Below are 20,920 nucleotides of genomic sequence, written 5' to 3' on the forward strand. Positions count from 1 at the left end.
CTTGTCGCAGGATGGCCGTCGCGGCTGCGGGTCGGCGCGTGGTTCAACGCGCGGTGATGGGAAAAGATCGTGACCGAGGTGATTGCCGCGCGAAAGGCGTCGTCATGCCGCAACGAGCTGCGGCGACAGCAGCGTCAGCGCCAGGATGGCGCCGAGCGAGGCGACCGCGATCAACAGCGACGCGGCTACGGCGCGCAGCAGGCGGGCGGAGGTGACGTGCGCGACGGGCCGGATGAAGCCGGGCGACGAATGCATGACTCGAAATCCTCGAACCAAAACGCCCGCGAATCACCGCAGGCAGTTGGATTCTCCTGCAATCACGGGCGCTTGTGCGGCGCCGAGGCGCGCCAAACATGTCCAAATCGCGGCGGAATTCGAGCAAGCCGCCCGGCGTCAAGCCTCGGCGGCGAAGTTCGCCGCGTCGGCGGCCTCGGTTTCCGGGGTCCAGTCCATGGTGATGAACCCCGGCGTCTGCTCGACCCGGCGCAGCCAGGCGTTGACCGCCGGGAACATCGACAGGTCGAAGTCGCACTGGTCGGCGACGTGGGTGTAGCCGTACAGCGCGATGTCGGCGATGGTGAGCTGGCCGGCGGCGAAGTAATCGTTGGTCTTGAGGTGATTTTCCATCACCTGCAGCGCCGCGTAGCCGCGCTCCAGCCAATCCTCCAGCGCGTGGGTCTGCAGGTCGCGGCCGCCCTTGACCAGACACAGCCAGAAATACGCCGAGCCGATGTTCGGCTCCAGCGCGTGCTGTTCGAAGAACATCCATTGCAGCGCTTCGGCGCGGTCCATCCGCGTGTCCGGCGCCAGCGATGTGCCGACGGCCAGATACCACAGGATCGCGTTGGACTCGGCGAGGTAACGGCCCGGCGCGGTTTCCAGCAGCGGCACCTGGCCGCTCGGATTCTTGGCGAGGAAGTCGGGCGTGCGGCTTTCGCCGCGCAGGATATCGACTTCGATCGCGCGGTAGGGGGCATCGAGAAACGCCAGCGCAAGGCGGACCTTGTAGCTGTTTCCCGATCGCTGCATCGAATAGAGCTTGTACATCCTGAAGGTCGCTTCGCTCTCCCTGCCGCCGGCATCTGCCGCGCCTAACGCGGCTAAACAATGATGCCCCCCGGCAGGCGTCGCAAGCCCCAAGCGCTGGAAAGCATCGAAATCCCATGCCGCGTTGCGAAGGCGGCGACTGCGGTCCGAAAACCGCGCGGCTGCGACCGATTTGGTCCTTTCGCTATGCGAAATCGGCGGTGAGGGTGGTCTGCCGCGCATGACTGGCAACAGCGGCTGTCGGGCCCATATCCCGGCGGTTGTACGGCGTTCGGGCAATGCCACCATTCCCGCAAGCTTCTTGCGATGCAACGGGCCGACGCTTAGTGTGGAAGCATTCCCGTCAGAAATGGAAGAGTCGCGCCAAATGCCGACTCATGACGGCTGCAAGGAGATGACGATGCCGTTCCTCGCCACCGCGCTCGATCGTGTGAAGCCCTCCGCGACCATCGCGGTGTCGGACAAAGCGCGTGAGCTGAAAGCGGCCGGGCGCAACGTCATCGGACTGGGCTCCGGCGAGCCGGACTTCGATACTCCCGCCAACATCAAGCTGGCGGCGATCCATGCGGTCGAGGCCGGCAAGACCAAGTACACCGCGGTCGACGGCATTCCGGAGCTGAAGCAGGCGATCATCGACAAGTTTCAGCGCGAGAACGGCCTGACCTACAAGCCGAACCAGATCATCGTCGGCACCGGCGGCAAGCAGGTGCTGTACAACGCGCTGATCGCGACCATGAATCCCGGCGACGAGGTGATCATCCCGGCGCCGTATTGGGTCAGCTATCCGGAGATGGTCGCGCTCGCCGGCGGCGAAAGCGTGCCGGTGGTGTGCACTGCCGAGTTCGGCTTCAAGCTGCAGCCGGCGGCGCTGGAAGCGGCGATCACGCCGAAGACCAAGTGGATCATCCTCAACTCGCCGTCGAACCCGACCGGCGCGGCCTATACCCGTGCCGAGCTGAAGGCGCTCACCGACGTCCTGGTCAAGCACCCGCATGTCTGGGTGATGACCGACGACATGTACGAGCACCTGGTCTACGACGACTTCGAATTCACCACTCCGGCGCAGATCGAGCCGAAGCTGTTCGATCGCACCCTGACGGTGAACGGCGTGTCGAAGGCGTATTGCATGACCGGCTGGCGGATCGGCTATGCCGGCGGCCCCGCCGAGCTGATCAAGGCGATGGCGACGATCCAGTCGCAGTCGACCTCGAACCCGTGCTCGATCGCCCAGTGGGCCGCCGTCGAGGCGCTCAACGGTCCGCAGGACTTCATCGACGCCCACAACAAGGTGTTCAAGGAGCGCCGCGACCTGGTGGTGTCGATGCTGAACCAGGCGGCGGGGATCGACTGCCCGCGTCCGGAGGGGGCGTTCTACGTCTACCCGTCCTGCGCCGGCACCATCGGCAAGACCGCGCCGTCGGGCAAGAAGATCGAGACCGACCAGGACTTCGTCACCGAGCTTCTGGAAGCGGAAGGCGTCGCGGTGGTGCAGGGTTCGGCGTTCGGCCTCGGCCCGGCCTTCCGCATCTCCTACGCGACTAAAACCTCGGACCTGGAAGACGCCTGCAAGCGCATCCAGCGGTTCTGCGGAAACTTGCGGTAAATATTTCATTAACAATCCGCAAGGTTCACAGGATTCGTTCCAAAACTGCGAAGGCGCCTTGTTTTGGACAAGACGCTTCCTTTTTGTCGCCCCCGCAATCTCAATCCACATCTGGAGTGTGCTTCTATGTTTACCCTCAGACAGTTCGGCATCGCTGCGGTCGCGCTGATCGCGTCGGTCGCGAGCGCGAGCGCGCAGCAGCGCGTGCAGGTCGGCGTGATCGAATGCGCCGGCGGTCCGAACGTCGGTTATGTGGTCGGCTCGACCACCCAGCTTGAGTGCCTGTTCCGGACCGACGGCCGTCGTCCCGAGCCGTACATCGCGAATGTGCAGCGCATCGGCGTCGACCTCGGCTTCACCCAGACCACCGGTCTGGCCTGGGCGGTGTACGCTCCGACCCGTCGCATCGGCCGCGGTGATCTCGGCGGCAGCTACGGCGGCGTCGGCGCCAACGCGTCGTTCGGCTTCGGCGTCGGCGGCAACCTGCTGGTCGGCGGCTCCAACAACGCCTTCGCGCTGCAGCCGCTCAGCCTGCAGGGCCAGACCGGCCTGAACGCCACCGCGGGTATCGTCGACGTGCAGCTGCTGCCGGCGCCGATCGCCAAGAAGCACTACCGCAAGCATCGCCGCCATCATCGTCATCACTAATTGACGGCGCTTACGGCGCACTCGATATCGTTTGCAGAAGGGCCCGCATCCGCGGGCCCTTCTTGCGTTTTAGATACGTTCTGTAATCGAATGCCGCACGCTCGGACACATCGCCGCGCTTGCCGGAGCCGGCTGTCATTGAAGATTTGCCATTGCTGTGACTAGATGACGGCGATTGTTCGATGGTGTTCGAACGAATCGAGTCGTCTTCCGCATCACCTTCCTACGCCGGAGATTTTTGCCATGCGCCGCCTCTCGCTTTTCGTCGGACTCGCCGTCGCCGCATTGACCGCCACCGCTGCTGATGCACAGCAGAACCGGGTGCGGGTCGGCATGCTCGAATGCCGCGGCGGCGCCAGCATGGGCTTCATCGTCGGCTCGGTGACTAATCTCGGCTGCGTGCTGCGCAGCGACGGCCGCCCGGATACGCCTTACGTCGCCACGATCCGCAAGGTCGGGCTCGACATCGGTATCACGCCGGAAACCGCGCTGAGCTGGGTGGTCTTGGCGCCGGTCGAGCGTTTCGGCCCCGGCGATCTCGCTGGTAACTACGCCGGTGCGCAGGGCTCGGCCTCGGTCGGCGTCGGCGTCGGCGCCAACGTCCTGATCGGCGGCTCGGCGAATTCGATCGCGCTGCAGCCGGTCAGCCTGCAGGGCCAGACCGGCGTCAACGTCGCGGTCGGTCTGCAGGAACTCGAGCTGCGTCCCGGCCGCTAACTAACAGCGGCCGCTGCGGTTCAATTCCAGCTTTGCAACATTGCGCTGCGATGCAAACGCGTCGCAGCGCTTATTTTTTAAGTGTCCTTGATCCTGCTCAAGGTCGACATGGTGTCGTCGTAATTTTTCGCGCTTGCCAAGTGTCGTGTGTTGCGAAAGCATCACGTCTTGCCGACCCAATCACGGGCCGAGCTCCAAAGTCAGGAGGCGGCGATGGGACAAGACGTCAGAAGTCCCCGTGGTCCCCGGTGCATTGCACTGGTGGGCCCATTCCAAAGCGGAAAAACCACACTACTTGAAGCGATCATGGCGCGGACCGGCGCCATCCCACGAGCCGGCTCGGTCGATGCCGGCACCTCGCACGGCGATTCCAGCCCCGAGGCCCGCCAGCACAAAATGGGCCTCAGCCTCACCGCCGTCACCACCCAGTTCATGGGTGAGACCTACACCTTCCTCGATTGTCCCGGCTCCGTCGAATTCGCGCACGACATGCGCGCGGCGCTTCCCGCCGTCGACGCCGCCGTGGTGGTGTGCGAAGCCGACGAGCGCAAGCTGCCGCAGTTGCAGCTGATCCTGCGCGAACTCGAAGATCTCGGCATTCCCAGATTCCTGTTCCTGAACAAGATCGATCGCGCCAACAAACGCATTCGCGAAGTACTCGACAGTCTGCAGCCGGCATCCCGCATCCCGCTGGTGCTGCGCCAGATTCCGATCTGGAACGGCGAGCTGATCGCCGGCTATGTCGACCTCGCCCTGGAGCGCGCCTTCGTCTATCGGGAGCACAAACCCTCCGAAGTGATCGATCTCGCAGGCGGCGACCTCGACCGCGAGAAGGAAGCGCGGTTCTCGATGCTCGAGAAACTCGCCGATCACGACGACGCGCTGATGGAGCAACTCCTCGACGACATCCAGCCGCCGCGCGACTCGGTATTCGACGATCTTGCCCGCGAGCTGCGCGAAGGCGTGATCTGTCCGGTGCTGCTCGGCTCGGCGCTGCGCGAGAACGGCGTGCTCCGTCTGTTGAAAGCGCTGCGCCACGAGGCGCCGGACGTCACCGAAACCGCGGCGCGCCTCGGCGTCACCGCCGGCAAGGAAGCGGTCGGCTACGTCTTCAAGACTCAGCATCTGCAGCACGGCGGCAAGCTGTCGCTGGCCCGGGTGCTGTCCGGCACGCTTGCCGACGGCGACAATGTACAGTCGTCGGCCGGCGAGTCCGCACGTGTCTCCGGCATTCAGGCGGTCGGCGGCGGCCATGACAGCAAGCGCTCGTCGGCCTCGGCCGGCGACGTCGTCGCGCTCGGCAAGCTCGACGCGATCAAAACCGGCGACACTTTCGCCAACGGCAAGGCCGCACCCGCCGCGCTGGTCGAGGTCTCCGCCGTCCCGCCGGTGCTGGCGATGGCACTGGCCGCCGCCGACCGCAAGGACGACGTCAAGCTCGGCCAGGCGCTGCAGCGCCTGAACGAGGAAGATCCCTCGCTGACCGTCGTGCACGATCCGCAGAGCCACGAGATGGTGCTGTGGGGTCAGGGCGAGATGCATCTGCGCGTGACGCTGGAGCGGCTGCACGACCGTTACGGCGTCACCGTGAAGTCGCATGCCCCGGCGATCGGCTACCGCGAGACCATCCGCAAGCCTGTGACCCAGCGCGGCCGGCACAAGAAGCAGTCCGGCGGCCACGGCCAGTTCGGCGACGTCGTGCTCGACATCAAGCCGCTGCCGCGCGGCGAGGGCTTCGCCTTCGCCGAGACCGTGGTCGGCGGTGCGGTGCCGCGCAACTACATGGGTGCGGTGGAGGAGGGCGTGATCGACGGCCTGCGCGCCGGCCCGCTCGGCTTCCCGGTGGTCGATGTCCACGTCACACTGACGGATGGCTCGTACCACAGCGTCGATTCTTCGGATCAGGCATTCCGCACCGCGGCGCGGATCGGCATCACCGAGGCGCTGCCGCAGTGCCAGCCGGTGCTGCTGGAGCCGATCCACACCGTCGAGATCGTCTGCCCGACCGAGGCCACCGCCAAGGTCAACGCCATCCTGTCCGGGCGGCGCGGCCAGATTCTCGGCTTCGATACCCGCGAGGGCTGGCCGGGTTGGGACACGGTGCGGGCCACCATGCCGGAGGCCGAGATCGGCGACCTGATCGTCGAGCTGCGCTCGGCCACTGCCGGCGCCGGCAGCTTCACCCGCGGCTTCGACCATATGGCCGAGGTCACCGGACGCACCGCCGACCAGATCGTCGCTGCCCGCCGTCAGGCGGCGGCCTGACCCAGACCAGCGCCGGGCGGGAAGGCTCCGGCCCGGCGCTCACTAAAATATGACTGCTCTGGAGCGGCTGGATTGATGTTTTAAACATCACTCCAGCCACTTTTTATTTGCATGGTGCTGCTCAAGGCATCATATTACAGCCTTCAGACATCAGAGTTCATGCCTCACCCATGATGACCGCAGCCCAATTGCGCGCCGCGCGCGCGCTGCTTGGCATCGACCAGCGCACGCTGGCCGAATTGTCCGGCGTGTCGCTGCCGACCATCCAGCGGATGGAGGCGAGCGAAGGCAACGTCCGCGGTGTGGTGGAATCCCTCACCAAGGTCGTCGAGGCGCTCGACCGCTGCGGCGTGACCCTGATCGGAGACAATTCCCGCAGCGAAGGCGGCGGCCGCGGCGTCCGGTTCAAAGAGCCGGCGCCGCCCCGCAACGAGGCCTGACGGTTTCGGTGCAGCAGCGGGGCGGACCAGGAGAAACGGCATGGACACCTCCCGGCGACTTGTATCTGCGGCCAAACCGAGCTTCCGCGAGCTGTTCACGCCCAAGCTGATCACCGTGCTGCGCGAGGGCTACGGCCTCGGCGATTTCCGCGCCGACCTGATCGCCGGCCTCACCGTGGCGATCGTGGCGCTGCCGCTGTCGACCGCGATCGCGATCGCCTCCGGCGTCACGCCGGATCGCGGGCTGTACGCCGCGGTGGTCGGCGGTTTCCTGGTCTCGCTGCTCGGCGGCTCCCGCTTCCAGATCGGCGGGCCGGCCGGCGCGTTCATCGTGCTGGTGATGCTCAGCGTGCAGCGTCACGGCATCGACGGCGTGCTGCTCGCCACCTTCCTGGCCGGCATCATGCTGGTGATCGCCGGCTTCCTGCAGATCGGCACCTACGTCAAATTCATTCCCTATCCGGTCACGGTCGGTTTCACCGCCGGCATCGCGGTGATCATCTTCGCCAGCCAACTCAAGGATCTGCTCGGCATCGATCTGGCGCACGAGCCGGGGCCGTTCATTCCCAAACTCGAGGCGCTGGCGCAGGCGCTGCCGACCATGAACGTCTACGCGCTCGGCATCGCCGTCACCGCGATCGTGCTGATCGTGGGCTTGAAGAAGCTGCGCCCGAACTGGCCGGGGCTGCTGATCGCAGTCGCCGTCACCGCGGCGCTGGTGTGGGGCTTCTCGCTGCCGGTCGCCACCATCGGCACCAAGTTCGGCGGCATTCCGGAGAGTTTTCCGCTGCCGTCCTGGCCGGTGTTCTCGGTCGCCAAGGTGATCGAGGTGCTGCCCGACGCGATCGCGTTTGCGCTGCTCGGCGCCATCGAGTCGCTGCTCTCGGCGGTGGTCGCCGACGGCATGACCGGGCGGCGGCATCGCTCGAACTGCGAACTGGTGGCGCAGGGCGTCGCCAATATGGGCTCGGCACTGTTCGGCGGCATCTGCGTCACCGGCGCGATCGCCCGCACCGCCACCAACATCCGCACCGGCGCGCGCTCGCCGATCGCCGGAATGCTGCACTCCGTTTTCCTGCTGGTGTTCATGCTGGTGGCGGCGCCGCTGGCGAGCTACATCCCGCTCGCCACGCTCGCCGCGGTGCTGGCGATCGTCGCCTGGAACATGGCCGAGAAGCACGAATTCGCCACGCTGGTTCGGTCCTCGCGCGGCGACGCGGTGGTGGTGCTGGCGACCTTCCTGCTCACCGTGTTCCGCGATCTCACCGAGGGCATCGTGGTCGGCTTCGCGCTCGGCGCGGTGCTGTTCATCCACCGCATGTCCGAAGTCACCGGCGTCGAGGCGTATTCCGGTCTGGCGCAGGAAGACCGCGCCGACGAGAGCGGCAAGCGCCGTGGCACCGCCGCCGACCTGGCGCTGGTCACCGATCCGGATGTCGTCGTCTATCGTATCACCGGGGCGTTCTTCTTCGGCGCCGCCGCGACGGTCTCTTCGGTGCTCAACAACATCGCCGATCGCCACAAGGTGTTCGTGGTCGATTTCGCCGCGGTGCCGCTGCTGGATTCCACCGCCGCGAATGCGATCTACCGGGTCGCGTTGTCGGCGCAGCGCAAGCGCATCAAGCTGATCATCACCGGCGCCTCGCCGACGGTGCGCCGCGCGCTGCTCACCCATGGCGTCAAGCCGCCGCTGGCGCACTACCGCGCCGACATCGCCAGCGCGGTCGACGAGATCAAGGGCAAGACCGCGGCCCCCGAGGACGCGGTGTCACAACAGCCCGTCTCGGCGTGAGGCCACGACTTCCGTCGGGCCGGCGTGTTTTGCGTTGACGCTGGCGCGGCGGCCTGATTTTCACAGGCTTCGGAGGTCTCGCGTCTGTTGGAGGACGAAATGGCTGCGACCAAGCGCGCCGCGTGTCTGATCGGCTGGCCGGCGGCGCATTCGCGCTCGCCGCTGATCCATCACTACTGGCTGCGCCAGCTCGGCATCGAGGGTGGCTATTCGATCGAGGCGGTGCCGCCGGAAGGCTTCGCCGAATTCGTGCTGCATCTGAAGTCGCACGGCTATGTCGGCGCCAACGTCACCATCCCGCACAAGGAGCGCGCGCTGCAGCTCACCGAGCCGGACGCGCGCGCCCGCGCGGTCGGCGCCGCCAATACGCTGTACTACGATGGTGACCTGCTGCGCTCGACCAACACCGACATCGAAGGCTTCATCGGTAATCTCGACGCCTCGGCGCCGGGCTGGGACCGTACCGCGCATGCGCTGGTGCTGGGCGCCGGCGGCTCGTCGCGGGCGGTGGTGTATGGCCTGCTGGAGCGCGGCGTGCAGCGCATCGCGCTCGCCAACCGCTCGATCGAGCGTGCCCAGGCGCTGCGCGATCTGTTCGGCGACCGGGTGGTGCCGATCGCCTGGCAGGACATTCCGGTGGCGCTGCCGGGCGCCGGGCTCCTGGTCAACACCACCTCGCTCGGGATGAAGGGGCAGCCGCCGCTTCAGATCGACCTGTCGGCGCTGCCGGCCGACGCGGTGGTGGCCGATCTGGTCTACGTGCCGCTGGAAACCGATCTGCTCGCCGCCGCCAGGGCGCGCGGCCTGCGCACTGCGGACGGCCTCGGCATGCTGCTGCACCAGGCGGTGCGCGGTTTCGATCTGTGGTTCGGCGCGCGGCCCCACGTCACCGCGGAGCTGCGGGCGCTGGTCGAGGCGGATCTGCTCGGACACACATGAGGCGGACGCCTGCCGCCGGCCTGCACGCGTGTCATTCGTCCCGGGCGCCGGGCCGGGATCGATAGCGCGGCAGCGACCAGCCGCGCTGCAGCGCCGCGGCACGGATCAGCAGCGCCAGCGTAAAGCCGGCGATCGTGCCGAGTTCGCGGCTCGCGCCCAGAGCGGTGGACGCCTCGTAGGTCGCAGCGCCGACCAGCGCGGCGATGACGTAGATCTCGCGGCGGAGGATGACCGGAATTTCGCCGCCGAGCAGATCGCGGATGATGCCGCCGAAGGTCGCCGTGACGACGCCCATCGCCACCGCGACGATGCCGTTGGCGCCGGCCAGCGCGGCGCGCTCGGCCCCGCTGACCGCAAACAGCGCCATGCCGATGGCGTCGAGCCACAGCAGCATTTTGTAGCGCGAATGCGGGATGTGCGCGGTGAAGAACACGATTCCGGAAACCAGCACGCAGGCCACCAGATAGGCGGGCTCGCGGATCCAGAACACCGGCTGGTCGAGCAGCACGTCGCGCAGCGTGCCGCCGCCGATTCCGGTCGCGGTGCCGAGCAATGCGAAGCCGACGATGTCCATTTCCTTGCGCGACGCCACCAGCGCGCCGGTGACGGCGAACACCACCACGCCGAGCCAGTCGAGCAGCGTCGTGACGGTCTCGAACATCGTGTGTCTCCGATCAGTCGCCGGTCCTCAGCGGCCGACGAACTTCGCCTCGCGCTTCTCCATGAAGGCCGCGATGCCTTCCTTCATGTCCTGCGTCTTGAACAGCGGAAGGAGCTGCAAGTACACGTGATGGACGTGATCCGGGAAGGTTTCGTTCAGCCCCATCCGCATCATCCGCTTGGCCGCCTGCACCGCCAGCGGCGCGTTGCCGGCGATCTCCCTGGCGACCGCGCGGGCGCGGCCCATCAGCTCGGCGTCGGGCACGACTTCGTTGGCGAGGCCCCATTCCAGGCTCTCGCGCGCGCTTAAAGTACGCCCGGTGAAGATCAGCTCGGCTGCCTTGGCCCAGCCGATCATTCGCGGCAGAAACCAGGTGCCGCCGCTCTCCGGCACCACGCCGCGTTTGACGAACGCGGCAGCCAGCTTGGCGGATTCCGCCATGATCCGGATGTCGCAGCCGAGTGCGGTATCCATGCCGTAGCCGGCCGCGCCGCCATTGACCGCGCAGATGGTCGGCTTGTCCATCGCCTGCAGCACGGTCGGCGGGGTGTTGCGCAGGTCGAGCGTGGTCGGCGACGACGCAGCGCTGAGGCCTTCGTCGCCGCGCTCCTTGGTGAGGTCGAGCCCGGCGCAGAACGCCCGGCCGTTGCCGGTGAGAATGACGCAGCGGACGTCCGGGTCTTCATTCGCCTTGGTGAGCAGCGCCGCCAGCGTGTTGAGCATCGGCCCGGAGATGGTGTTCAGCCGCTCCGGCGCGTTCAGCGTGATCGTGGCGATGTGATCCTCGACCGCATAGAGCACTTCGCTGGAAGCGGTCTGCGGCGCGCGTTGCGTATCAGTCATGGATTTCCTCCGGTTGTTGTTGTTCGTTGTTTGTTAGTTCTCTCCCCGTCATTGCGAGGAGGCAAGCCGACGAAGCAATCCAGCTCAGAAGACCGGGCTCTGGACTGCTTCGCGGAGCTTGTCATCGGGCGGCATTTCGTGCCGCCCCGTTGGCTCGCAATGACGCGCGGAGAGTGCAGGTCGGACTTACTCCGCCAGCACCTTCTCGTCGATCTCGTGGATCGAATTGACGCCGCACAGGCCCATCGTGGTCGACAGTTCCTTGCCGATGATGTCGATCGCCTTGGCGACGCCCGGGCCGCCATAGGCGCCGAGGCCGTAGATGTAGGCGCGGCCGATCATGCAGCTCCTGGCGCCGAGCGCCAGCGCCCGCATCACGTCCTGGCCGGAGCGGATGCCGCCGTCGAACATCACCTCGATGTGCGAGCCGACGGTGTGGACGATCTCCGGCAGCACTTCGATCGACGACGGCGCGCCGTCGAGCTGGCGGCCGCCGTGGTTCGACACCACCAGCGCCTCGGCGCCGACCTTCACCGCCTCGCGGGCGTCCTCGACGTCGAGAATGCCCTTGATGATCAGCTTGCCCGGCCAGATCGAGCGGATCCAGTCGATGTCGCGCCAGTTCAGCGAGGCGTCGAACTGCGACGCCACCCAGGCCGACACCGATTCCAGATCCTTGGAGCCGGGCAGGTGGCCGGCGATGTTGCCGAAATTGCGCCGCGGCGTGCCGAGAATGCCCTTCACCCAGCCGGGCTTGGTGGCGATGTCGAGCACGTTCTTCAGCTTGAACAGTTGCGGCGGCACCGTCATGCCGTTCTTGATGTCCTGATGGCGCTGGCCGATCACCTGCAGATCGACCGTCAGCACCAGCGCGCTGCATTTCGCCGCGATCGCGCGCTCGATCAGCGCTTTGACGAAGCCGCGGTCGCGCATCACGTAGAGCTGGAACCAGAACGGCTTGTCGACATTGGCGGCGACGTCCTCGATCGAACAGATCGACATCGTCGACAGCGTGTAGGGGATGCCGGCGGCCTGCGCGGCGCGGCAGGCGAGGATCTCGCCGTCGGCATGCTGCATCCCGGTCGAGCCGACCGGCGCCAGAATCAGCGGCATCGCATAGGTGTCGCCCAGGATGGTGGTCGACAGTTCGCGCTTGGAGATGTCGACCAGGATGCGCTGACGGAACTTGATCCGCTTGAGGTCGTCCACATTCGCCCGCAGCGTCTCCTCGGCGTAGGAGCCGTGGTCGACGTAATCGAAGAACATCTTCGGCACCCGCCGCTTGTGAATCTGGCGAAGGTCTTCGATGCAGGTGATCTCTTTCATGGAATTGCCGTCTGCCTGTTGCCGTTGGGGTGCGCGGTCCGTCCTGTAGCACGCGGACGCAATGTGCAAAATCGTCGCGTCAGGGGCCCGGTGAGGTCCGGGAACTCGCTGCATCGCAGCGCGTTTTCCATTCCAGTTCGCAAAGGTGGAGCAGGAGGACGTGATGACCGACGCCAAGACCGCCGATACCCCGACCAAGGACAAGAAGGAGTTGGAAGAGCAGCTCAACGAGGGCCTTGAAGAGTCGTTTCCGGGCTCCGATCCGGTCAGCGTCACCCAGCCGGCACCGTCGAAGCCGGATGGGGATAAGCGCCGGAAGGGTTAATCACCCAACCCTGAGCATTGCCGGATAAACTCGGTATTTCAAAGGATTACGCCGCTGGCCCAGGTCGGTGGCGTAATCTTTGATTACATTTTTTGAAGTCCCCGCAACCATTTTGGGCCTATAAGGCCGTTTCGCCGCACGGCAAGCCCCGGACGAATCGGGGTTTTTTTGATCGTGACCGGCAAGGGCGGGGGATGATTGGATGAGCCGCAGATATTTCGGGACGGACGGAATCCGGGGCCGCGCCAATGGTCTGATCACGCCGGAATTGGCGTTGAAGGTCGGTCAGGCCGCCGGCCTCGCGTTTCAGCGCGGCGAGCACCGCCATCGGGTGGTGATCGGCAAGGACACCCGCCTGTCCGGCTATATGATCGAGAACGCGCTGGTCGCGGGCTTCACTTCGGTCGGGATGGACGTGCTGCTGGTCGGCCCGATGCCGACGCCGGCGGTCGCGATGCTGACCAAGTCGATGCGCGCCGACCTCGGCGTGATGATCTCGGCGTCGCATAATCTGTTCGAGGACAACGGCATCAAGCTGTTCGGCCCACTCGGCTACAAGCTCAGCGACGACGTCGAAAAGCAGATCGAGCTGATGCTCGACGATTCGCTCGACAAGAAGCTGGCGCAGAGCGCGAGCCTCGGCCGCGCCCGCCGCATCGACGGCGTCCACGACCGCTACATCGAATTCGCCAAGCGGACGCTGCCGCGCGAACTGAGCCTCGAAGGGCTGCGCGTGGTGATCGATTGCGCCAACGGCGCCGCCTACCGGGTGGTGCCGGAGGCGCTGTGGGAGCTCGGCGCCGACGTGATCTCGATCGGGGTCGAGCCCGACGGCTTCAACATCAACAAGGAATGCGGCTCCACCGCGCCGCAGGCGCTGTGCGCCAAGGTCCGCGAGATGCGCGCCGACATCGGCATCGCGCTCGACGGCGATGCCGACCGCGTGATCCTGGTCGACGAGCGCGGCCACGTGGTCGACGGCGATCAGCTCCTGGCGGTGATCGGCCAGAGCTGGAAGGAAGACGGCCGGCTCGCCAAGCCGGGCGTGGTCGCCACCGTGATGTCCAATCTCGGGCTGGAGCGCTTCCTGGCGAGCGAAGGCATCGCGCTGCTGCGCACCCCGGTCGGCGACCGCTACGTGCTCGAGCAGATGCTGAAGGACGGCTACAATGTCGGCGGCGAGTCCTCCGGCCACATCATCCTGTCGGACTTCAACACCACCGGCGACGGTTTCGTCGCGGCGCTGCAGGTGCTGGCGATGGTGCAGAAGCTCGGCCGTCCGGTGTCGGAGGTCTGCCACCGCTTCGATCCGCTGCCGCAGATCCTGAAGAACGTGCGCTATCGCAGCGGCCGTCCGCTCGACGACAGCGGCGTGATCGCGGCGATCGAGGACGGCGAGAAGCGGCTGAACGGCCACGGCCGGCTGCTGATCCGCCCGTCGGGCACCGAGCCGGTGATCCGGGTGATGGGCGAGGGCGACGATCACGACGTCGTCGAGGAAGTGGTCGACAGCATCGTCGACGCGCTCGGCAATGCGGCGTCGGCCGCCGCCTGAGCGGGGCATCTGCGATCGGCGGCGCGTTGCAACGCTGCCATCGCGAATCCGCGCTACACACCCGCGCTACCTGCTACTAATTTGACGGCGGTCGGCCAATGTGCCGGCCGTTCGTCGTTATTGCGCCGCGAAATTCAGCCGGCGCCAGCAAGCCCATTTCAGGAAACGCCGTGAACAAGCCTGTCATCGTCGATGCGGATATCGCTGCTCCGGTCAATCCGGCCGAGCTGCCGCTCCCCGAACTCACCAAGCCGGCGGCGCCGGCCGCGGCCGGGCCGGCCTATGTCGTGCTCGGGGGGATCAGTTTCTCGCATTTCCTCAACGACACCATGCAGTCGCTGATTCCGTCGGTGTATCCGATCCTGAAGGCGAACTACGCGCTCGACTTCGGCCAGATCGGCATGATCACGCTGGCGTTCCAGTTCACCGCCTCGCTGTTGCAGCCGGTCGTCGGGCACATCACCGACAAGAAGGCGCAGCCGTTCTCGCTGGCGATCGGCATGGGCTCGACCTTTCTGGGCCTGCTGCTGCTCAGCGTCGCGCATTCCTACGCGGTGATCCTGATCGCCGCGGCGATGATCGGGCTCGGCTCGGCGGTGTTTCATCCCGAGTCGGCGCGGATCGCGCGGCTCGCCTCCGGCGGCCGCCACGGCATGGCGCAGTCGGTGTTTCAGGTCGGCGGCAACGCCGGCACCGCGCTGGGCCCGATCCTGGCGGCGCTGATCGTGGTGCCGTTCGGCCAGCCTTCGATCGCCTGGTTCTCGTCGATCGCGTTCCTGGCCATCATCGTGCTGTGGCGGATCGGCGTGTGGTACAAGCCGCAGGTCGCCGGCAAGAAGAAGATGGTAGTGCAGCCGCATCCGCACGCTCCGAGCCGGCGCCGGGTGATGGTCGCGCTGGTGGTGCTGGTGGCGCTGCTGTTCTCCAAGCAGCTCTATCTGTCGAGCCTGTCGAGCTACTACACGTTCTATCTGATCGAGAAGTTCCAGGTCTCGACCCAGACCGCGCAGATCTTCCTGTTCATCTTCCTGGCCGCCACTGCGGCCGGGGTGTTCTTCGGCGGGCCGCTCGGCGACCGGTTCGGCCGCCGCTACGTGATCTGGTTCTCGATCCTCGGCATCCTGCCGTTCACCCTGGCGCTGCCCTACGCCGGGCTGTACGGCAGCGCGGTGCTCACGGTGTTCATCGGCTTCATCCTGGCGTCGGCGACGCCGGCCATCATCGTGTTCGCCCAGGAGCTGATGCCGCACCGGTTCGGCATGATCTCCGGGGTGTTCTTCGGCTTCGCCTTCGGCATCGGCGGCCTCGGAGCGGCGGCGCTCGGCGAGCTCGCCGACATCCGCGGCATCGATTTCGTCTACCAGGTCTGCTCGTTCCTGCCGGCGCTCGGGCTGCTGGCGGTGCTGCTGCCGAAGATGCCGCGTCACATGCACTGATTTGGGCCGTCCGCAGTCGGTACGCGTCGGCCGCAGCCTCGGTCGATCCACGGCTCCGGTTCCGTTCGGGAACCGGGGCCGTCGTCGTTTGGCACAGCGCTCTGCGCGGGCGTCGTCAACGATTTGTTAGCAATCAAGACCAGACGTGCCGGTTCGCTGCCGCCCGCGTGGTTATCAGTCAGGTAGTTGGGGTCATCAAATATCAACCTTAAAAATTAGGGTTAAGTTGCGCTTAAGGAATTGGTGGCATCGTCCGATCTCATAGGTTTCCGGGTGTGGGGCCTTCGTAATTGATCATTGGACCAAAGGACGAAGCCAATGCGTAGCGTGAAGATGATGATGGCCGCCGGAGCGGCTTCGCTGATTGCCTCGGCCGCGATGGCGGCCGACATGCCGATCGCCCCGCCGCCCGCTTATGCGCCGCCCCCGGCCGAGGATTTCGGCGGCTGGTATCTGCGCGGCGACATCGGGTTCAGCAACCAGCAGGTCAAGGATCTGCGCTACGGGCGTGAATCGGCGTACTCGCAGCTTACTTCGTTCGACCAGCAGACCTCGTTCGATTCGGCCGGCATCTACGGCCTCGGCGTCGGCTATCAGTTCAATCCGTGGCTGCGCGCGGACTTGATCGGCCAGTACCGCGGCAATTCGAACTTCAAGGGCACCGACCGCTTCACGGGCACCGCCAGCGGCGCGCCCTACAGCGGCATCGACAACTACGGCGCCTCCAAGTCCGAATGGCTGGTGATGGCGAACGCCTATGTCGACCTCGGCACCTGGTGGTGCATTACCCCGTTCGTCGGCGCCGGCGTCGGCGCCGCGCGGGTGACGATGGCAAACTTCACCGATACCGGAACCAATACGATTCCGTTCTCGACGACGAGCTTCGCCAGCGCACCGACTGCGTCGAAGTGGAACTTGGCCTGGGCCGTGCACACCGGTCTGGCCTACAAGGTCAATCCCAACCTGACCCTCGAACTGGCATACAGCTATCTCAACCTGGGCGATGGCTATACCGGTTCGCTCTCGACCTACACCGGCTTGACCACCAACAACAGCTTCAAGTTCAAGGACATCACTTCGCACGACGTGAAGCTCGGCGTGCGCTGGAATCTCGATTCCGGTCCCATCTACCCCGCCGCGCCGGTGCTGATGCGCAAGGGCTGACCGCCCTCCATTCGTTTACGAGTGTTAACGGCGCGGGAGCTTCCCGCGCCGTTTTTGTTGTCTGCGGAGTTGCTCCGACAACGAAGAATTAAGGTTAACGCCGCATGATCAGCAGCGTGGAAAGGTTTCGTCGGGGAGTGTGGCGATGCGTAGAGTTGTGGTGGCCGCGGCGGTCGGCGTGATGGCACAGACGGCGTATGCGGCCGACATGCCGGACTACGGCCCGCTCCGCGGCGCGCTGGTAGAGACTGCCCGGGTGGTCAATTGGGAAGGCTTCTACGTTGGTGGCCAGGCCGGCTACGGCACGTCAGACATGAATTTCACCAACTCGACCAGTGACATTGCATCGAACCTTCTAGCCAATACTGTCATCGAAAGTCAGATGGGCGTGTCGTCCTGGCCCGTATTGGGCAAGACGTCATCGCACGGGCAAGGTTGGGGCGCCTTCGCCGGCTACAACGCGCAATGGGACGACGTTGTGCTCGGCGTCGAAGCCAACTACATGCACGGCAGATTCGGTGGCTCCGCGATCGGGTCGATGGGTCGGCAGATCACCTATAACAACGTCAACTACAGCGCGACCTACACCAGCAGTGCGGCCATTAACGTCAACGATATCGGGTCGGCGCGGCTTCGGGCAGGCTATGCATTTGGCAGTTTTCTGCCTTACGCCTTCATCGGCGCTTCCCTCGGACAGGCTGACATCGTCCGCACCGCTACCATCACCGGAACGCAGGGCGGCAGCACGGTCATGCCCTTGTCCGCCACCAGAGTGCAGAACGGGCACTTCATCTACGGATACGCGGGCGGTCTCGGCATGGACATGATGCTGTATCGCGGCCTGTTTCTGCGCGCCGAATGGGAGTACCTGAAGTTCGCGGCACCGGTCGACACCAGCGTCTCCACCGTGCGCGCCGGCCTCGGCTACAAATTCTAAGCGGGCATTGATACAAGCCCGACGGCAGACGCGAGGGCCCTCTTCGCATGAAGATCTACGGCGATCTCAATTCCGGCAACTGCCTGAAGGTGAAGTGGACCTGCGATCGGCTGGGGCTGCCCTATGACTGGATCGCCGTCGATACGATGAAGGGCGAGTCCCGGACGCCGGCGTTTCTGGCGCTGAACCCGGCCGGGCAGGTTCCGGTGGTCGGCTTCGACGATGGCCGCACGCTGGCGCAGTCCAATGCCATCATTCGCTATCTGGCCCGCGGCAGCGATCTGATCCCGACTGATCCGTGGCTCGCGGCCAAGATGGACGAGTGGCTGTTCTGGGAGCAGTACAGCCATGAGCCGTATATCGCGGTGTGCCGATTCCAGATGGTCTATCTCGGTATGCCGGCCGACGAACTCGACCCGGACAGGGTACGCCGCGGGCACGTGGCGCTGAAGCGGATGGAGCAGCATCTGGCGGCGTCCGCCGTTCTCGTCGGCGATCGGCTGTCGCTCGCCGACGTGGCGCTGCTGGCGTATACGCGGATGGCCGAGCAGGGCGGCTTCGCACTGCAGGACTATCCGGCCGTTCGGGACTGGATCGGCCGCGCCGAGGCCGGCCTCGGCCTGCCTGCGTTCGCCCCCGCGACCTGATCGCCTCGATGAGTGCCGATCCCGCCGTCGCCATTCGTTCGGCCCGCCGCGCGGATGTGTTTGCGATCGTCGCGATGCTCGCCGACGATCATCTGGGCGCGGGGCGCGAGCGGCTCGAAGACCCGCTGCCGGACTCCTACTACGCGGCGTTCGACGCGCTGCAACGGTCGCCGCAGATCCGGATGGTGGTGGCGGAAGATCGCGACGGCCGCGTGGTCGGCTGCCTGCAGCTCGCGGTACTGCCCGGCCTCAGTTCGCAAGGCGCCTCGCGGGCGATCATCGAGGATGTGCGCGTCGCCCGCGACTGCCGCAGCCGCGGCATCGGCGAGGTGCTGGTGCGCTGGGCGATCGGGCAGGCGCGCGACCAGGGCTGCCGGCTCGCCGAATTATTCACCCATCAGAGCCGCGTCGACGCCCAGCGGTTCTATGCCCGGCTCGGCTTTCAGCCGTCCCATGTCGGGATGACGATGCGGTTTTGAATCGATTGTTCCACAATACCATCATACCCAGGTATTGCTACTGAGTGGCAGTTTAACGCAGCAGTAAGCCGGTCGATCAGAATCTGTGCGGTAGAAGACGCGTCGTTGTCTCAGGGGGAAAACCCGTCTGAGACCGTCATTCAGGCGGAATCAACCAGGAGCGCACGACCGATGGCTCGGCCGCAGGTGAAGCCGACGGGTATCGAATGCCCGTTCGACGAAGATGAGTTGATCGTATCCAAGACCGACCTCAAGGGACATATTACTTACGCCAACGACGTGTTCGTCCGGCTGGCAAAATTCCCCCGCTCGGAAGTAATCGGCGCGCCGCATTCGCTGGTGCGCCACCCGGACATGCCGCGCTCGATCTTCAAGCTGCTGTGGGACACCATCCAGGCCAAGAAGGAGATCTTCGCCTATGTGGTGAACATGGCGCGCGACGGCGATCACTACTGGGTGTTCGCCCACGTCACGCCGACGCTCGACGCCAACCGCAACGTCACCGGCTTCCATTCCAACCGCCGCAAACCCGATCGCGAACAGGTCACCCGAATCGAGGCGCTGTATCGCCAGTTGCGCGACGAGGAGAACCGGCATCGCAACGCCAAGGACGGCATGTTGGCGGGCTATGCGTTGCTGATGAGCACGATCAAAGAGCGGGGAGTGGAGTACGATGAATTCATCTTCTCTGTCTAAGGCGATCGTCGCCCTCGTCGCCGCCGCGGTGGTGATGGTGGGGCTGAGCGCCATCGGCATGGTGATCGGGTCGCTCGGCTATGTCGTCGAGTTGGTTGCGATGGGCATCGGCCTTTCTTTGCTCGGCTACGCGGTGTGGCTGCTGCGCCGAACCTCCGCGGCGATGAACGAGATCGCCGCGGTTTGCGTCGAGGCCGCGCACGGCAATCTGGAGGCGCGTGTCCAGGGCCGCCGCGACGGGGGCGAGATCGGGCGGGCGCAGGCCGAGGTCAACAACATGCTCGACATCGTCGACGCCTTCGTTCGCGAGGCGTCGGCGTCGATGGAGTATGTCAGCCAGGGCAAGACCTTCCGCAAGGTGCTGACCCGCGGCCTGCCGGGCTCGTTCAAGAACGCCTCGGTGGTGATCAACAGCGCTTCCGACTCGATGGACCGCCGGGTGCGCGAGGTGGCCAAGGAAGCGCAGTGCTTCGCGGCCGGCATGGACGACGTCGCAGGACTGCTGACGACGGCTTCCACCGGGTTGAAGTCCGATGCCGGTGCGATGGCCGAGGCGGCCGAGGAAACCAGTCGTCAATCGGTCAGCGTAGCGTCGGGCGCCGAGCAGGCCTCGGCGAACGTGCAGACGGTGGCCAGCGCGGCGGAACAGCTCACCGCGTCGATCGCCGAGATCTCGCGGCAGATCCAGCATTCCACCACCAGCACCCATCAGGCGGTGGACGAGGCGGCCCAGACCACCGACAAGATCAGGCGCCTCGCCGACGCGGCGCAGCGGATCGGCGACGTCGTCAAGCTGATCAACGCGGTCGCGGCGCAGACCAATCTGCTGGCGCTCAACGCCACGATCGAGGCGGCACGCGCCGGCGAGTCCGGCCGCGGCTTCGCGGTGGTGGCGGCGGAAGTGAAGGCGCTCGCCAGCCAGACCGCCAAGGCCACCGAAGAGATCACCGCGCGGATCGGCGAGATGCAGTCGATCACCGAGGAATCGGTCGGGGCCGTCGAGGCGATCAGCCGGCGGATCAGCGAGATCAACGAAGTCAGCACTTCGATCGCCTCCGCGGTCGAGCAGCAGGGCGCGGCGACGCGCGAGATCGCCAGCAACGTGCAGCAGGCTTCGTCCGGCACCGCGCTGGTGACGTCGAACGTCGTTGGTATCAGTCACGCCGCCGAAGACACCGGCAAGATCGCGATGCGGGTCAACGGCGTCTCCGGCGAGATCGCCGGCCAGGTCGATAAGTTGCGCGCCGAGGTGCACAGATTCGTCGCCAAGGTCGCCTGAGCCGGAGCGCGGACATCGCGCGGCCGATCTGATGCGGCGCCGGCGGGACACGTCGGCGTCGCTGTTGGTCGTGGTCGACCGTCATCGCCGCGTCACGGCCCGGCGGAACGGAACCCGGCGG

21 protein-coding genes are annotated in these 20,920 nt (G+C 65.9%); 16 read left to right on the forward strand and 5 right to left on the reverse strand.

What is annotated here, in order from left to right:
- Window positions 1-102: 102 nt before the first annotated feature.
- Together DU475_RS04740 and DU475_RS04745 are read right to left on the reverse strand one after the other, a co-directional pair.
- Window positions 103-255 carry an HtrA2 peptidase gene (locus DU475_RS04740; RefSeq protein WP_246700240.1) on the reverse strand — a complete coding sequence of 51 codons (153 nt, stop codon included), beginning with the start codon at window positions 253-255 and terminating at the stop codon, window positions 103-105.
- Between the two features lie 138 nt (window positions 256-393).
- On the reverse strand, window positions 394-1,047 hold the full coding sequence (locus DU475_RS04745) for a glutathione S-transferase family protein (RefSeq protein WP_164630950.1): 654 nt from the start codon (window positions 1,045-1,047) through the stop codon (window positions 394-396).
- A 400-nt stretch (window positions 1,048-1,447) separates the two neighbouring features.
- Here DU475_RS04745 and DU475_RS04750 point away from each other — a divergent pair, with 400 nt between their 5' ends.
- From DU475_RS04750 to DU475_RS04780, 7 genes are all read left to right on the forward strand, one after another.
- Window positions 1,448-2,650: a pyridoxal phosphate-dependent aminotransferase gene (locus DU475_RS04750; protein WP_164630988.1), complete on the forward strand. Its 1,203-nt coding sequence runs from the start codon at window positions 1,448-1,450 to the stop codon at window positions 2,648-2,650.
- Window positions 2,651-2,776: 126 nt separating this feature from the next.
- Window positions 2,777-3,298, forward strand: coding sequence for a DUF992 domain-containing protein (locus DU475_RS04755; RefSeq protein ID WP_164630952.1), 522 nt, complete (start codon window positions 2,777-2,779; stop codon window positions 3,296-3,298).
- A 243-nt stretch (window positions 3,299-3,541) separates the two neighbouring features.
- Window positions 3,542-4,015: a DUF992 domain-containing protein gene (locus DU475_RS04760; protein WP_164630954.1), complete on the forward strand. Its 474-nt coding sequence runs from the start codon at window positions 3,542-3,544 to the stop codon at window positions 4,013-4,015.
- A 213-nt stretch (window positions 4,016-4,228) separates the two neighbouring features.
- Window positions 4,229-6,280 (forward strand): elongation factor G, encoded by a 2,052-nt coding sequence (locus tag DU475_RS04765; RefSeq protein ID WP_164630956.1) that lies wholly within the window; start codon window positions 4,229-4,231, stop codon window positions 6,278-6,280.
- A gap of 170 nt (window positions 6,281-6,450) precedes the next feature.
- Window positions 6,451-6,720, forward strand: a complete 270-nt coding sequence (locus tag DU475_RS04770) for a helix-turn-helix domain-containing protein (RefSeq protein WP_013504191.1) — start codon at window positions 6,451-6,453, stop codon at window positions 6,718-6,720.
- 40 nt (window positions 6,721-6,760) lie between these two features.
- Complete coding sequence (locus DU475_RS04775; protein WP_164630958.1) at window positions 6,761-8,512, forward strand: SulP family inorganic anion transporter; 1,752 nt, start codon at window positions 6,761-6,763, stop codon at window positions 8,510-8,512.
- 99 nt (window positions 8,513-8,611) lie between these two features.
- Entirely contained in the window at window positions 8,612-9,451 is an 840-nt protein-coding gene (locus DU475_RS04780; RefSeq protein ID WP_164630960.1) for a shikimate dehydrogenase, read from the forward strand.
- A gap of 31 nt (window positions 9,452-9,482) precedes the next feature.
- Here the strand turns inward: DU475_RS04780 and DU475_RS04785 are convergent, their stop codons facing one another.
- The 3 genes from DU475_RS04785 to DU475_RS04795 form a co-directional block, all read right to left on the reverse strand.
- Window positions 9,483-10,112: a trimeric intracellular cation channel family protein gene (locus DU475_RS04785; protein WP_164630962.1), complete on the reverse strand. Its 630-nt coding sequence runs from the start codon at window positions 10,110-10,112 to the stop codon at window positions 9,483-9,485.
- A gap of 27 nt (window positions 10,113-10,139) precedes the next feature.
- Entirely contained in the window at window positions 10,140-10,955 is an 816-nt protein-coding gene (locus tag DU475_RS04790) for an enoyl-CoA hydratase/isomerase family protein (RefSeq protein WP_142883474.1), read from the reverse strand.
- A gap of 186 nt (window positions 10,956-11,141) precedes the next feature.
- Window positions 11,142-12,281, reverse strand: a complete 1,140-nt coding sequence (locus DU475_RS04795) for an alpha-hydroxy acid oxidase (protein WP_142883473.1) — start codon at window positions 12,279-12,281, stop codon at window positions 11,142-11,144.
- 163 nt (window positions 12,282-12,444) lie between these two features.
- On the opposite strand from DU475_RS04795, the gene DU475_RS24035 reads away from it, so the two are divergent.
- From DU475_RS24035 to DU475_RS04835, 9 genes are all read left to right on the forward strand, one after another.
- Window positions 12,445-12,606 (forward strand): hypothetical protein, encoded by a 162-nt coding sequence (locus DU475_RS24035; protein ID WP_185966153.1) that lies wholly within the window; start codon window positions 12,445-12,447, stop codon window positions 12,604-12,606.
- A gap of 202 nt (window positions 12,607-12,808) precedes the next feature.
- Window positions 12,809-14,161, forward strand: coding sequence for a phosphoglucosamine mutase (gene glmM / locus DU475_RS04800; RefSeq protein WP_013504184.1), 1,353 nt, complete (start codon window positions 12,809-12,811; stop codon window positions 14,159-14,161).
- Between the two features lie 170 nt (window positions 14,162-14,331).
- The gene (locus tag DU475_RS04805; protein ID WP_142883472.1) at window positions 14,332-15,597 is read left to right on the forward strand and encodes an MFS transporter; all 1,266 of its coding nucleotides are present in this window, start codon (window positions 14,332-14,334) and stop codon (window positions 15,595-15,597) included.
- A 318-nt stretch (window positions 15,598-15,915) separates the two neighbouring features.
- Window positions 15,916-16,761 carry an outer membrane protein gene (locus DU475_RS04810; protein WP_013504182.1) on the forward strand — a complete coding sequence of 282 codons (846 nt, stop codon included), beginning with the start codon at window positions 15,916-15,918 and terminating at the stop codon, window positions 16,759-16,761.
- A 145-nt stretch (window positions 16,762-16,906) separates the two neighbouring features.
- Entirely contained in the window at window positions 16,907-17,698 is a 792-nt protein-coding gene (locus tag DU475_RS04815; RefSeq protein ID WP_047308668.1) for an outer membrane protein, read from the forward strand.
- A 47-nt stretch (window positions 17,699-17,745) separates the two neighbouring features.
- A complete protein-coding gene (locus DU475_RS04820; protein ID WP_164630964.1) occupies window positions 17,746-18,345 on the forward strand; it encodes a glutathione S-transferase family protein in 600 nt (199 codons plus the stop codon).
- A gap of 8 nt (window positions 18,346-18,353) precedes the next feature.
- Entirely contained in the window at window positions 18,354-18,824 is a 471-nt protein-coding gene (locus DU475_RS04825) for a GNAT family N-acetyltransferase (RefSeq protein ID WP_164630966.1), read from the forward strand.
- A gap of 171 nt (window positions 18,825-18,995) precedes the next feature.
- On the forward strand, window positions 18,996-19,520 hold the full coding sequence (locus DU475_RS04830; RefSeq protein WP_013504178.1) for a PAS domain-containing protein: 525 nt from the start codon (window positions 18,996-18,998) through the stop codon (window positions 19,518-19,520).
- On the forward strand, window positions 19,498-20,799 hold the full coding sequence (locus DU475_RS04835; RefSeq protein ID WP_013504177.1) for a methyl-accepting chemotaxis protein: 1,302 nt from the start codon (window positions 19,498-19,500) through the stop codon (window positions 20,797-20,799). Before DU475_RS04830 ends, DU475_RS04835 begins: the two co-directional genes overlap by 23 nt.
- Window positions 20,800-20,920: the final 121 nt, after the last annotated feature.

Source organism: Rhodopseudomonas sp. WA056, assembly GCF_010906995.1.
In the GTDB taxonomy this organism is placed as follows: Bacteria; Pseudomonadota; Alphaproteobacteria; order Rhizobiales; family Xanthobacteraceae; genus Rhodopseudomonas; species Rhodopseudomonas palustris_G.